This is a genomic window from Streptomyces sp. NBC_00259 (assembly GCF_036181745.1).
In the GTDB taxonomy this organism is placed as follows: domain Bacteria; phylum Actinomycetota; class Actinomycetes; order Streptomycetales; family Streptomycetaceae; genus Streptomyces; species Streptomyces pratisoli.
In genome coordinates this window covers 2,911,907-2,924,132 of record NZ_CP108080.1, presented here as the reverse complement: position 1 = coordinate 2,924,132, position 12,226 = coordinate 2,911,907, and the positions used below count along the sequence as shown (strand labels likewise).

13 protein-coding genes are annotated in these 12,226 nt (G+C 70.9%); 9 read left to right on the top strand and 4 right to left on the bottom strand.

All coding sequences use genetic code 11. The annotated features are described in order from the left end of the window. Positions 1-15 precede the first annotated feature (15 nt). Genes OG766_RS13100 through nthA form a run of 3 tightly spaced genes read left to right on the top strand, consistent with a single transcriptional unit; the run spans position 16 to position 1,152 of the window. Positions 16-297: a hypothetical protein gene (locus OG766_RS13100; protein WP_323137235.1), complete on the top strand. Its 282-nt coding sequence runs from the start codon at positions 16-18 to the stop codon at positions 295-297. After that, positions 290-568, top strand: a complete 279-nt coding sequence (locus tag OG766_RS13095; RefSeq protein WP_323137236.1) for an SH3-like domain-containing protein — start codon at positions 290-292, stop codon at positions 566-568. The genes OG766_RS13100 and OG766_RS13095 overlap by 8 nt, the downstream gene beginning before the upstream one ends. Continuing rightward, on the top strand, positions 565-1,152 hold the full coding sequence (nthA, locus tag OG766_RS13090; protein WP_266373777.1) for a nitrile hydratase subunit alpha: 588 nt from the start codon (positions 565-567) through the stop codon (positions 1,150-1,152). Before OG766_RS13095 ends, nthA begins: the two co-directional genes overlap by 4 nt. A 17-nt stretch (positions 1,153-1,169) precedes the next feature. Here nthA and OG766_RS13085 read toward each other — a convergent pair whose 3' ends face one another. Further along, positions 1,170-2,780 carry a tetratricopeptide repeat protein gene (locus OG766_RS13085; RefSeq protein WP_266373778.1) on the bottom strand — a complete coding sequence of 537 codons (1,611 nt, stop codon included), beginning with the start codon at positions 2,778-2,780 and terminating at the stop codon, positions 1,170-1,172. A 108-nt stretch (positions 2,781-2,888) separates the two neighbouring features. Between OG766_RS13085 and OG766_RS13080 the strand changes: the two genes are divergently transcribed. Together OG766_RS13080 and OG766_RS13075 are read left to right on the top strand one after the other, a co-directional pair. Further along, positions 2,889-4,256, top strand: a complete 1,368-nt coding sequence (locus tag OG766_RS13080; protein WP_266373779.1) for an FAD-binding oxidoreductase — start codon at positions 2,889-2,891, stop codon at positions 4,254-4,256. Positions 4,257-4,340: 84 nt separating this feature from the next. Beyond that, positions 4,341-4,721: a VOC family protein gene (locus tag OG766_RS13075; protein WP_266373780.1), complete on the top strand. Its 381-nt coding sequence runs from the start codon at positions 4,341-4,343 to the stop codon at positions 4,719-4,721. Positions 4,722-4,745: 24 nt separating this feature from the next. Here OG766_RS13075 and OG766_RS13070 read toward each other — a convergent pair whose 3' ends face one another. Then, positions 4,746-5,222 carry an SsgA family sporulation/cell division regulator gene (locus tag OG766_RS13070; protein ID WP_266373781.1) on the bottom strand — a complete coding sequence of 159 codons (477 nt, stop codon included), beginning with the start codon at positions 5,220-5,222 and terminating at the stop codon, positions 4,746-4,748. Between the two features lie 266 nt (positions 5,223-5,488). On the opposite strand from OG766_RS13070, the gene OG766_RS13065 reads away from it, so the two are divergent. Together OG766_RS13065 and OG766_RS13060 are read left to right on the top strand one after the other, a co-directional pair. Then, positions 5,489-7,000 (top strand): RDD family protein, encoded by a 1,512-nt coding sequence (locus OG766_RS13065; RefSeq protein WP_266373782.1) that lies wholly within the window; start codon positions 5,489-5,491, stop codon positions 6,998-7,000. Between the two features lie 132 nt (positions 7,001-7,132). Then, the gene (locus OG766_RS13060; RefSeq protein ID WP_266373784.1) at positions 7,133-7,894 is read left to right on the top strand and encodes an RDD family protein; all 762 of its coding nucleotides are present in this window, start codon (positions 7,133-7,135) and stop codon (positions 7,892-7,894) included. Here the strand turns inward: OG766_RS13060 and OG766_RS13055 are convergent. Further along, positions 7,880-8,218 (bottom strand): hypothetical protein, encoded by a 339-nt coding sequence (locus tag OG766_RS13055; protein ID WP_266373786.1) that lies wholly within the window; start codon positions 8,216-8,218, stop codon positions 7,880-7,882. The genes OG766_RS13060 and OG766_RS13055 overlap by 15 nt on opposite strands. A gap of 434 nt (positions 8,219-8,652) precedes the next feature. Here OG766_RS13055 and OG766_RS13050 point away from each other — a divergent pair, with 434 nt between their 5' ends. Beyond that, positions 8,653-11,085 carry an immune inhibitor A domain-containing protein gene (locus tag OG766_RS13050; RefSeq protein ID WP_266373787.1) on the top strand — a complete coding sequence of 811 codons (2,433 nt, stop codon included), beginning with the start codon at positions 8,653-8,655 and terminating at the stop codon, positions 11,083-11,085. Positions 11,086-11,207: 122 nt separating this feature from the next. Further along, positions 11,208-11,522, top strand: coding sequence for a hypothetical protein (locus OG766_RS13045; RefSeq protein ID WP_266373790.1), 315 nt, complete (start codon positions 11,208-11,210; stop codon positions 11,520-11,522). A 59-nt stretch (positions 11,523-11,581) separates the two neighbouring features. Here OG766_RS13045 and OG766_RS13040 read toward each other — a convergent pair whose 3' ends face one another. Next, positions 11,582-12,166 (bottom strand): isochorismatase family protein, encoded by a 585-nt coding sequence (locus tag OG766_RS13040; RefSeq protein WP_266373791.1) that lies wholly within the window; start codon positions 12,164-12,166, stop codon positions 11,582-11,584. Positions 12,167-12,226 lie beyond the last annotated feature (60 nt).

The window sequence follows — 12,226 nt, the reverse complement described above, 5'->3', positions numbered from 1 at the left end:
GGATATCGTCGTCGTATGGCCAGGATCAACGACGTCGGCGGAATGCAGGGCTTCGGGCCCATCGACACCGCGGACGAGAGCGAGCCCTTCCATGCCGACTGGGAGGCCCGGGTCTTCGCGCTCAACTGCACGCTGATCGCGGGCAAGGTCTACAACCTCGACGAGTTCCGCGACGCGATCGAGTCCATGGCGCCGGCCGAATACCTCGCGGCGTCGTACTACGAACGCTGGTTCTTCGCGATCCGTACGCTCCTGGAGCGCAAGGGCGTGATCGAGGCGGGCGAGCTCGATGACTGACCCCTTCCGGGCCGGGGCGCGGGTGCGCACCGTGCACCACGATCCGACGCACCACACCCGGCTGCCGCGGTACGCCCGGGGCAAGCGCGGGACCGTCGTCGAACCCGAGGGCCGCGCGCTCCTGGCCGACCGGAACGCCCAGGGGCGCGGCGACGCCCCGCTGGAGCAGGTCTACGCGGTGCGTTTCGCGGCCCGTGAGCTGTGGGGCGAGGGCGACCACCACGTGGTCCTCGACCTGTTCGAGAGCTATCTGGAGGACGACCAGTCATGACCGGTCAGCACACCGACGCCGAGATCTCCCGACGGGTACGGCGTCTCGAAACCCTCCTGGAGGACCGCGGCCTCATCGCGGACACCGCACTCGACGAGGCCCTCGACGCGTTCCTGTCGGGCGCGTCGCCGGTGAACGGCGCGAAGATCGTCGCCCGGGCCTGGACCGACCCGGACTTCCGGGCCAGGCTCCTCGCCGACGGCACCTCCGCCGTCGCCGAGCTCGGCTACTCCGCCGGCGGCGTCCAGCCGCAGCGGCTGCGCGTCGTCGAGAACACCCCCGACACGCACAACGTCGTCGTCTGCACGCTCTGCTCGTGCTACCCCGTACGGCTGCTGGGCCCGTCCCCCGGCTGGTACAAGAGCGAGGCCTACCGCTCCCGCGTCGTCCGCGAACCGCGCGCGGTCCTGGAGGAGTTCGGCGTCCGCCTCCCGGACACCACCCGCATCACGGTCTGGGACTCCACCTCGGAGACCCGCTACCTGGTGCTCCCCATGCGGCCCGCCGGAACGGAACATCTCGACGAGGCCGCCCTCGCGGGGCTGGTCCGGCGCGACGCGCTCATCGGGACGGCCGTGCTGTGAGGGGCCGGGGCGGCGCGTCAGCCGCCTGACCGGGACCCTGACGAGGACGAGGACGAGGGCACGGCCGACAAGGACGACGGGGACGGGGAGTCCGAAGCGCTCCTGGACGGCTCGTCCTCCTCGTCCGCTGCCCCGCTCGCCTCTCGCGACGGCCCTTCCGACGGCTCCTCGTCCCCTTCCTCCTCCGTCGTCTCCTCGTCCTCCTCCTCCGGAAGCGGCTCGTCCGTCCAGGGCTCGCCCTCGACGTCCACCGGGCCGCCCGGCGGCGGGTTGCCGAGTGCCGAGACGGCCCGCTTCGCCGGGGCCACGAGCAGCGGCGAGAAGTACGGGTTGAGGCGCAGCGCCTCCCGCAGATGCCGGCGGGCCGGGCCGTCCTTGCCGAGCGAGCGCTCGATCTCGCCCTGGTGGTACGTGAACAGCGCGTTCCGCAGCCCCAACGCCGTGGCCCGCTTCACGTACTTCAGCCCCTCCTCGGCCCGTCCCGCCCGGAACAGCGCCCACCCGAGGGCGTCCGCCACGTACACGCTGCGGTGCCCGCGCTTCCACTCCTGGGCGAGCCGCTGCACCGCCGCCTTGGCCAGGCCGTGGTCCGCCTCGTACCGGGCGAGCGTCAGCTCATCGCTCACCCCCAGCTTCCGGGCCTTGGCCACCAGCCTGCGCAGCTTCTCGAAGTGCGCTCGTGACTCCCCGGTGAGCCCCAGTGACTGGTACAGCTCGCCCGCCTCCAGCGCGTACTGCGGCAGCGGCGCCCGTTCGATCGCCGCCCGGTAGTCGCGGAACGCGTCGTCCGTACGCCCCAGCGCCGCCAGCGCCCGCGCACGCCCGGCGAGCGAGGGATGGTGGCCGGGCTCCAGCTGCAGCGCCGCGTCGAAGTTCGCCACCGCGGCGGCCGGCTCGCCCCGGTCCCACGCCAGCTCGCCCAGCCGGTGCAGGGCGGCAGCCTTCTCCGCCCTGCCGTGGGCGAGCGCCGTCGCCTCGTCCGTCATCGCCTCGGCGTCATCGAGCCGGCCGCGGTCGCGGTGCACCTGCGCGGCCCGCAGCAGGGTCTGGACGGTGCGCGGCCGCAGTTTCTCCAGTGTCAGCAGGGCCTTCGCGGCCGCAGCGTACGAGCCGAGCCCGCTGTACGCGTCGATCAGCACCGGATACGCCGTCCACTGCTCGGGCGACCGGGCCTTGACGCTCTCGCCCCACCGCTTGGCCGTGGCGAAGTCCCGCCGCGCGTTGGCCAGCGCCGCCATCCCCAGCTGCGCGTCGGCGTTGCCCTTCTCGCCCGGCAGCGTCCCCAGCGACCGCTTCAGGGCCTTCTCCGCCCTCCGGTAGTCCGAACGGTCACCGAGCATCGACGCCTGCGCCACGTACGCCGAGCCGAGCACCGCCCAGGAGACATGGTCGTCCGGGTACCGTTGCAGCCGCCTCTCCTGGCCCTTGATCAGCGCCGACAGCTCCATCGGCGACAGCGGCGCCCCCGGGCCACCCGCGAGCATCGCCCGGGCCTCGGGGCCCGGTGAGGGCGGCGGCGGACCGTCGTCCGTGGCCGGGCCGAAGAGAACGATCGCGGCGGCCAGTGCCCCGGCGACCACCGAGGCAATCGCGGCATTCCTGACATTGGGCGCGTATCGCGGCGTCATGGCGATCACTGTGCGCCAACCGTCGATCCATACGAAGAGCACACCCGGCGGAGCGACGCGGATCGCAGACGGGTTCACACCGATGGCCCCCGGTGCGAATCTGGGATCATGGACGATCTCCTCTCACGGCTCCGCGAGGGCCTGCCGGCCGAAGCCCTGATCATTGATCCCGACGTCACGGCCTCCTACGCCAATGACATGGCGAGCTTCTGCGACGCGGGCACTCCCGCCGTCGTCGTACTGCCGCGCACGGTCGAGCAGGTCCAGCACGTCATGCGGACCGCGACCGCACTGCGCGTCCCCGTCGTGCCCCAGGGCGCCCGCACCGGGCTGTCGGGGGCCGCCAACGCCTCGGACGGCTGCATCGTCCTCTCGCTGACCAAGATGGACCGCATCCTGGAGATCAGCCCGGTGGACCGGATCGCGGTCGTCGAGCCCGGCGTCATCAACGCCGTGCTGTCACGCGCCGTGGGCGAGCACGGTCTGTACTACCCGCCGGACCCGTCCAGCTGGGAGATGTGCACCATCGGCGGCAACATCGGCACCGCCTCCGGCGGGCTGTGCTGCGTCAAGTACGGCGTCACCGCCGAGTACGTCCTCGGCCTCGAAGTCGTCCTGGCCGACGGCCGGCTTCTCAGCACCGGCCGCCGCACGGCCAAGGGCGTCGCCGGCTACGACCTCACCCGTCTCTTCGTCGGCTCGGAAGGCAGCCTCGGCATCGTTGTCAAAGCGGTCCTCGCGCTCCGGCCCAAGCCCCCGCAGCAGCTCGTCCTCGCCGCCGAGTTCCCCTCGGCCGCCACCGCCTGCGAAGCCGTCTGCGCGATCATGGAGCGCGGGCACACGCCCTCGCTCCTGGAGATCATGGACCGTACGACCATCAGGGCCGTCAACACGATGGCGCAGATGGGCCTCCCGGACACCACCGAAGCGCTGCTGCTGGCCGCCTTCGACACCCCCGACCCAGCCCCCGACCTGGCCGCCGTCGGCGAACTGTGCACGGCGGCGGGAGCCACCCAGGTCGTCCCCGCCGAGGACGCCGCCGAGTCCGAGATGCTGCTCCAGGCGCGCCGGCTCTCGCTCACCGCCCTGGAGGCCGTGAAGACCGCGACGATGATCGACGACGTCTGCGTACCGCGGTCCAGGCTGGGCGCGATGCTCGACGGCACCGCGGCCATCGCGGAGAAGTACGACCTCACCATCGGTGTCTGCGCGCACGCGGGGGACGGCAACACCCACCCCGTCGTCTGCTTCGACCACGCCGACCCCGACGAATCCCGGCGTGCCCGCGAGTCGTTCGACGAGATCATGGCCCTCGGCCTGGAGCTCGGCGGCACGATCACCGGCGAACACGGCGTGGGCGTACTGAAGAAGGAGTGGCTCGCCCGCGAACTCGGTCCTGTGGGCATCGAGTTGCAGCGCGGCATCAAGCAGACCTTCGACCCGCTCGGCATCCTCAACCCGGGCAAACTGTTCTAGGTCTTCAGGACCAGGACCAAAGCCGGATGGTACGGACACGGCTCCCCGCATAGCGTGAAAGCACACGATGAAGAAGGAGGAGCCGTGCCCGCACGTCTTGACCACACCATCGTCCACAGCAGCGACCGGTTCGCCTCGGCCCGCTTCCTCACCGAGCTGATCGGCGCGCCGGAGCCGAAGCCCTTCGGCCCGTTCGCCGGCGTCCCGCTCGCCAACGGGGTCACGCTCGACTACCTCGACGGGCAGACGGACTCGGCGATCGTGTCCCAGCATCTGGCCTTCCTCGTCTCCGAGGAGGAGTTCGACGAGATCTTCGGCCGGATAAAGGAGCGGGAGCTCGCGTACTGGGCCGACCCCATGCACGCCGAGCCGCAGCGGATCAATCATCACTTCGGCGGCCGCGGGGTCTACATCGACGACCCCGACGGCCACTCCATCGAGTTCATCACCCATACCTACGTGTGACCACCCGGTCACGGGCCCGCCCGCCTACGCCTCACCGTCCGTCGATTCGTCCGAGAGCCACCGGTCGCTCAGATACAGATCGTCCGCCGGGGTCGGCGCGAGGAGTTCGGCCAGTTCCTCGTCGATCCCGAGGTGCTCCCGCTCGGATCCCGGGGGCACGACCCGCAGTGTCCGCTCCAGCCATGCGGACACCTGCGCGGAGGGCGCCTCCAGCAGGGCCTCGCCGTCCGGCGACGACAGCGCTATCAGAATGACGCTGCGCCGGTCCACCTTGGTCGGCCAGATACGGACATCTCCGTGCCCGCACGGCCGGAAGATCCCCTCGACCAGCAGCTCGCGGGCGAAGGTCCAGTGCACGGGGTGCTCGGAACCGATGTGAAAGGTGATGTGCACGGCGTACGGGTCCTCCGTGCGATAGCCGAGCCTGGCCGGCACGGGGACGCTGCGCTCCGGCGACAGGACCAGCTTGAGCTCCAGCTCGCGTTCCACCACGGTGTGCATGAGAGTGCGTCTTCCTTTCCTGGTACGGGGCCCTGGAGCGGGCCACGCAGGGAGAGAGCGCCATCCCCGCCATCCATTACGCGACTTCGGGCAACAACTTCTCAGTGACTCGGCACACGGCCGTGGTGGTGGGGCACAGCGGTACCGGAAAGTGGTCCTTAAGGCGGGACGGGCCCAGGGCGGTGCGAGGGTCTGATAGATGTGGACCCTTGAGTCGATGTCCTCGACGAACCTCGATGCCTTCCAGGAGATACGGGACCACGGTGATGAGCGCCCCAACCCCGGCAACCGGCGACGGCAGCCCCACGCCCGGCTACTACCCCGACCCGTCCATCCCCGGTTACGTCCGGTACTGGAACGGAACCGCCTGGGTGCCGGGTACGAGCCGTCCGGCGCCCAAGGACGGTGAGGCGATGCCGTCGTCACCGCCCTCGGCCACCGCGACCGCGGCCCCGGCCGCCACACCGCCCGCCCCTGCCGTCCCCTCGGTCGAGGAGACCGGCCCCGTCTTCCTGGACGAGGATCCGGACCCGGCCGCCGGGGCCCGCCCCGAGCCTTCCACCGCCTGGCAGGCCGACGCCTCCCGCCAGACCGGGTTCGGCGGCGACCGCGACCGCCGTGTCTCCTGGGGCTCTGCCGACCAGGACCCCTATGCGGGCGGCGCGCAGGGCACCGGCGCGGACACCTCGGCCCCCGTCCCCGGCCAGGCGTGGGACCGGCCCGCCGCCGCGGTGCGGGACCCGCGCACGGCCGGCGCGGCCGAGGGCGCGGCGCCCTCCGGCGTCCGGTTCGACCGCGAGCCCGGACGGCCGGCGGCCGGCGCCGGGGACCCGACCGGTGGTGCCCTGCCCGGTGTACGCAGCGTCGGCGGAGCCGCGGACGAGCAGGCGCTCCCGCAGACCGGCTCGGAAGGCGGCGCCACGGTCCGCTCCCAGGGCGGTACGCCGCCCGCCGAGGGCACCATGACGATCCGTACGATGACGCCGCGCCCGCAGACGCAGCAGCCTGCCGGGCAGCAGGCACAGCCCACGGCTCAGCCGCAGCAGGCACCGCAGCCGCAGGTCCCCGCACAGCAGCAACAGCAGCAGCAACAACAGCAACAGCAGACGCAGCAAGAGCAGCAGCACCAGCAGCAGCTCGGGCAGCAGCCCCTGTCCGCCGGAGTCGGCGGCGGGGCCGCGTCCTGGGCCCAGCAGGTGCACCAGCTGGCGCAGGCGCAGGCCGAGGAGCCGCCGGTCGTTCCGTGGAAGCCGCCGGTCGACGACCCGTTCCTGCTGGCCGCCCGCGCGCAGGCCTCGGCCCGCCCGGCCGGTCTCGGCAAGCGCCTCGTGGCACGGCTGATCGACACCGTCGTGCTGGGCGCCCTCGTCGGCGCCGTGTCCTTCCCGTTCGTCTCCAAGGCGCTGACGCACATCGACGGCAAGATCCAGGCGGCGAAGATGTCCGGCGAGACGGTCACCGTCTGGCTCCTCGACGGGACGACCGCCACCCAGTTCGGCATCGTGCTGGCCGCGCTCCTGGTGCTCGGCACGCTGTACGAGGCACTGCCGACCGCCAAGTGGGGCCGTACGCTCGGCAAGAAGCTGCTGGGCCTGGAGGTGCGGGACATCGAGTCGCACGCGCCCCCGTCGTTCGCCGGCGCGCTGCGCCGCTGGCTGGTGCACGGGGTACTCGGCGTGCTGCTCATCGGCGTCGTGAACGTGCTGTGGTGTGTCTTCGACCGCCCGTGGCGGCAGTGCTGGCACGACAAGGCGGCGCGCACGTTCGTCGCCGGCTGACGTCCGGCCCGCCGGTTCCCGGTGGCCGGACCGCTCGGTCCTTCAGGTCCCGTCGGCCCTGACGGTCCCGTCGTCCCCCGAACGGCATGCGAGCCGTTGCGGGGCCCGGTCCGGCGGGGTGCACTGGCCCCCATGAGCAACGATCAGCCGCCCGGACCTCCGCCGCCCGAGGACGACCCGTTCCGCAAGAGGCCCCAGGAGCCGCAGGGGCCTCAGGAGCCCATGCCGCCGGGTGGTCCACCGCCGGGCGCGCAGCCACCGCCCGGCGGGCCGCCGCCGGGTGAGGGCCCGTACGGCACGCCACCGCCCGGGGCCGGCTCCCCCTACGGCTCACCGTACGGCGGCGGCGCCCCGCCTCCGCCGTACGATGCGCACGCCTACGGCGGCGATCCGTACGGGGGGAGCGATCCGCTCCACGGGATGCCGCCCCTCGCGGACACCCCGAAGCGGTTCCTCGCGCGCTTCATCGACTGGCTGATCGTCACCATCCCGCTCGCGCTCATCGGCATCCCGTTCGGGATCTACGACCGGGTGGGGACCAGGGGCGGCGACTTCGACGAGTTCGTCACGGGCGCGAACACCGGCGTTCAGTGGGTGTTCCAGCTCATCTCGATCGTGGCCTTCGTCGGGTACGACACCCTGATGGTGCGCAGCTCCGGCCGGACCATCGGCAAGAAGCTGATGAAGATGCGCGTGGCGATGCTCAATGACGGCAGCACGCCGGACACCGGCGCTTCCCTCATGCGGGCCGCCGTGCTCTGGCTGCCGCAGCTGATCTGCTGCCCGTGCCTGTGGCCGCTGATCCTGGCGATCATGATCCTGGTGGACAAGCCGTACAAGCAGGGTCTGCACGACAAGGCGGCCAAGACGGTGGTGGTGTCAGCGGCGCAGTGAGTGCTGGCCGACGCGGGGCTCGGCGCCCGCGTGGGCGACCGGCAGCCGGGCGGAGGATCCGGCGGGGGTGTCCCCGGGCAGGGCGTGATCCGCGAGGGCGGCCGTACGGTTCACCTGGACCGTGCGTGCCGCCCTCGCCGTCGTCCCGGCCTTCGCGGGCGCGGGCACGGTCACGGCGACGAGCAGGCCCAGGGCGAGCGCGGCGACCCCGATGACCGCGACGCCGATCCCCGTCGTCGTACGGGAGAGGAGGAGCATGGCGACGGTCGAGATGACGACGGTGGCCGAACCGTAGGCGAGCTGTGCGGCAGTCGGACGCGGCATGACGGTTTCCGTCCCTCGGAGCATCGATGTCGGTGGTGTGTCGCAACGGGTCGCACTCTCCGGCGACCCTACGACGGTGGATGCCCGAGCGGAACCGGTAGTAAGCGTGACCTAACCCACGGTACCGGTGCACTGGGGGCGCATGGAGTCACTCGTCTCGCCAACCGGTCCGGCCGGTGCGCCTGTTGACCGGCCGGCGGGGGGCCTGGGAGGCTCGCCCGGGACGCCTGTGACCTCCCGGGCCGCGCGTGAGTGGCGCGTCCGATATCCGGAACTGCGCTCCTGCATAGTGCAGTTGCTGTGTTCAAGTCAAGGTCTGTCTTTTCTCCGCCAACTCCGGTCGAATGTCGTCACTTGTGACGCGCTGCCGCGCGCGGATCACCCCACATCCTTTGGTCCGCGGAACGCCGGTGCGCGGGGGAGGACACCTTCAAGTGACCAACAGACGACGGGCGATCAGAGCGTCCGCGGTGCTCGTGGCCCTGGCCACGACCGGCGCGACGGCCGCGGCCCTCACCACGGCCCAGGCCGACAACAAGCCCTCGGGCCCGGTCGGTGTCGAGCGCCATGATCCGGCGCCCGGCGCGGACCACCACAAGGCCGAGAAGGGCCATGTGGACCACGACCTCGAGGGTCCGTTCAGCAAGCAGCAGGAGCAGCAGCGCCAGGCGGCGCTGGAGCAGGTCATATCCGGGGACGCGACCGTGCAGAAGCGCGGCGGGTCCAACGTGGTGAAGCTGGACAACAAGAAGTACGTCGAGCTGGGCCGGGAGAAGACCGACAAGATCTTCACGATCCTGGTGGAGTTCGGCGACAAGGTCGACGACACGACGATGGTCGACCCCGACGGCGACGGCCCCAAGCCGCCCGTCAAGAAGTACGGCGGCACCCCCGGTCCGCTGCACAACAAGATCGCGGAGCCGGACCGCAAGGTCGACAACTCCACGGCCTGGCAGAAGGACTACAACCAGCAGCACTTCCAGGACCTGTACTTCGGCGAGGGCAAGGACAAGAAGGGGAACCCCAAGCACTCGCTGAAGACCTACTACGAGCGCACCTCCTCCGGCCGCTACTCGGTCGAGGGCACGGTCTCCGACTGGGTCAAGGTCGACTGGAACGAAGCCCGCTACGGCTCCAACTACTGCGGCCAGTCCAACTGCAGCAACGTCTGGGACACGGTCCGTGACGGCGTCACCGCCTGGGCGGCCGACCAGAAGGCCAAGGGCAAGACCGACGCGCAGATCAAGGCGGAGCTGTCCCAGTACGACCAGTGGGACCGCTACGACTTCGACGCCGACGGCAACTTCAACGAGGCCGACGGCTACATCGACCACTTCCAGATCGTCCACGCCGGTGAGGACGAGTCCGCGGGCGGCGGCGCCGAGGGCCCGAACGCCCTGTGGGCCCACCGCTGGTACGCGTACGGCACCGACGCCGGCAAGACCGGCCCGGCGAACAACAAGGCCGGCGGCGCCCAGGTCGGCACCACCGGCATCTGGGTCGGCGACTACACCATGCAGCCGGAGAACGGCGGCCTCGGTGTCTTCGCCCACGAGTACGGCCACGACCTGGGCCTGCCGGACCTGTACGACACGTCCGGCGGCGGCGAGAACTCCACCGGCTTCTGGTCCCTGATGTCGTCGGGCTCCTGGCTCGGCACCGGCAAGGACTCCATCGGCGACCTGCCGGGCGACATGAACGCCTGGGACAAGCTGCAGCTCGGCTGGCTCAACTACACCAAGGCCAAGGCGGGGACGAAGTCCACCCACAAGCTGGGTGTGGCCGAGTACAACACCAAGAACCCGCAGGCCCTCGTCGTCGAGCTGCCGAAGAAGAAGGTCACCACCACCATCGTGAAGCCCGCCGAGGGCTCCAAGCAGTGGTGGAGCGACATGGGTGACGACCTCAAGAACACCCTCACCCGCTCCGTGGACCTCACCGGCAAGTCCAAGGCGTCCCTGGAGCTTTCGGGCTGGTGGGACATCGAGGCCGACTACGACTTCCTCTACACCGAGGTGTCGGCGGACGGCGGCGCGACCTGGACCGCCGTCGACGGCACGGCCGACGGCAAGGCGATCCCCCGCGACGCGAGCGACGCCCCGGCGCTGACCGGTCCCTCGGAGGGCAACAAGAAGCTCGTCTACTCGCTGGACGCGTACGCCGGCAAGAAGGTCGACGTCCGCTTCCGCTACCAGACCGACGGCGGCGCGGGCGGCAAGGGCTTCACGGCCGACGCGATCACCGTCAACGCCGATGGCGCCCCCGTGTTCTCGGACAACGCCGAGGGTGACGACAACGGCTGGACCGCGAAGGGCTTCTCCCGTATCGGTGAGTCCTTCACCAACGAGTACGAGCAGTACTACCTGGCCGAGAACCGCCAGTACGTCTCGTACGACCAGACCCTCAAGGTCGGGCCGTACAACTTCGGCTTCAAGGCGCCGAAGGACAGCTGGGTCGAGCACTACCCGTACCAGAACGGCCTGCTCATCTGGCAGTGGGACACCTCCCAGAAGGACAACAACACCAGCGCCCACCCGGGCCAGGGTCTGATCCTTCCGATCGACGCCAACGCGAAGGCGCTGAAGTGGGCCGACGGCACGCTGATGCGCAACCGCATCCAGGCGTTCGACTCGACCTTCAGCACCTTCCGGTCGGATGCGCTCACGCTGCACAAGGCGGACGTCGCGCAGCGGATCGCTTCCCACAAGGGCAACTCGGTCTTCGACGACCGCAAGGGCGTCTACTGGTTCGAGGAGAACCCGAACGCCGGTGTCAAGGTTGCTGACACCAACACTCGTATAGCAATCGTCAACGAGCCGAAGAACGGCCAGACGATCACGGTGAAGGTCGGCCCCTCGACGAAGTAACGAGCATCGTCGCAGGTCAAAGCATGATCGGCCGTCGCCCTCTAGCGGGCGGCGGCCGATCGTGTTTAGGTGCGTCTGACGAAGTTCTTATTGACAGCGAGCTCACGGGGGAGTGATGCGGCATGCCCGGCGGAGGTTTCTGCAAGCTGCCAGGAGGCAGTGTCGTGGTCGCGATCGGCCTGCCCGACCCGGCAGGCGACGGACGCACGGTGCGGATCCTGGTGCACGCGGCGAACCGTGCGCGTGCGCTGACGCGGCTGCGGAATCTGGGGCTGCGCGCGGTGTACCTGCGCGGTAACGCGGAGCCGCCGACGCCGGACGAGATCACGGCGGTCCTGCACCACCCCGACGGCCTGCTCTGGCGCACCCACGACCCCCTGACCCAGGAGCTCTGGCACCCCATACGCGCCCTGCTGCGGCCGGCGGGCGGAGCGTAGCGGCCCGGCGGCGGTGCCCGGGGGTGGAGCGCGGCGGCTCGTGGGCTGGGAAGCCCCCGTCACACCACCGGCTTGCCCGACAGCTCCACGCCCGCGTCCCGCAGCTCCTCCAGCGCCCGGTCCGTCGTCGCCTCGGCGACGCCGGCTGTGAGGTCCAGCAGCACATGGGTGCGGAAGCCCTCGCGCGCCGCGTCCAGCGCGGTGGCCCGCACGCAGTGGTCGGTCGCGATGCCGACGACGTCGACCTCGGTGACGTCGCGGGCGCGCAGCCACTCCGCCAGCGCCGAGCCGTTCTCGTCGGTGCCCTCGAAGCCGCTGTACGCCGCCGCGTAGGCGCCCTTCTCGAAGACCGCGTCGACCGCGCCGCAGGCGACGGCCGGCGCGAAGTTCGGGTGGAAGCCGACGCCCTCGGTCCCGGCGACGCAGTGCGAGGGCCATGTCGCCACGTAGTCGGGGTGCTCCGAGAAGTGGTCCCCCGGGTCGATGTGGTGGTCGCGGGTGGCCACGACATGGCGGTACCCCGCCGTGGCCTGGCCGATCAGGTCGGTGATGGCGGCGGCGACGTCCGCGCCCCCGGCCACCGCGAGGCTGCCCCCCTCGCAGAAGTCGTTCTGAACGTCCACGACGATCAATGCGCGGTGCATGGCGGGTGTCCTTCGGGGAGGGGGCGATATGGGGGCAACGTTCTGAGGGTAGAGACTTCA

Bases quoted from the DNA above. Each gene is read 5' to 3' on its own strand.
- OG766_RS13100 (WP_323137235.1), top strand. From the start codon at position 16: ATGGCCAGGATCAACGACGTCGGCGGAATGCAGGGCTTCGGGCCCATC.
- OG766_RS13095 (WP_323137236.1), top strand. From the start codon at position 290: ATGACTGACCCCTTCCGGGCCGGGGCGCGGGTGCGCACCGTGCACCAC.
- nthA (WP_266373777.1), top strand. From the start codon at position 565: ATGACCGGTCAGCACACCGACGCCGAGATCTCCCGACGGGTACGGCGT.
- OG766_RS13085 (WP_266373778.1), bottom strand. From the start codon at position 2,780: ATGACGCCGCGATACGCGCCCAATGTCAGGAATGCCGCGATTGCCTCG.
- OG766_RS13080 (WP_266373779.1), top strand. From the start codon at position 2,889: ATGGACGATCTCCTCTCACGGCTCCGCGAGGGCCTGCCGGCCGAAGCC.
- OG766_RS13070 (WP_266373781.1), bottom strand. From the start codon at position 5,222: ATGCACACCGTGGTGGAACGCGAGCTGGAGCTCAAGCTGGTCCTGTCG.
- OG766_RS13065 (WP_266373782.1), top strand. From the start codon at position 5,489: ATGAGCGCCCCAACCCCGGCAACCGGCGACGGCAGCCCCACGCCCGGC.
- OG766_RS13060 (WP_266373784.1), top strand. From the start codon at position 7,133: ATGAGCAACGATCAGCCGCCCGGACCTCCGCCGCCCGAGGACGACCCG.
- OG766_RS13055 (WP_266373786.1), bottom strand. From the start codon at position 8,218: ATGCCGCGTCCGACTGCCGCACAGCTCGCCTACGGTTCGGCCACCGTC.
- OG766_RS13045 (WP_266373790.1), top strand. From the start codon at position 11,208: ATGCCCGGCGGAGGTTTCTGCAAGCTGCCAGGAGGCAGTGTCGTGGTC.
- OG766_RS13040 (WP_266373791.1), bottom strand. From the start codon at position 12,166: ATGCACCGCGCATTGATCGTCGTGGACGTTCAGAACGACTTCTGCGAG.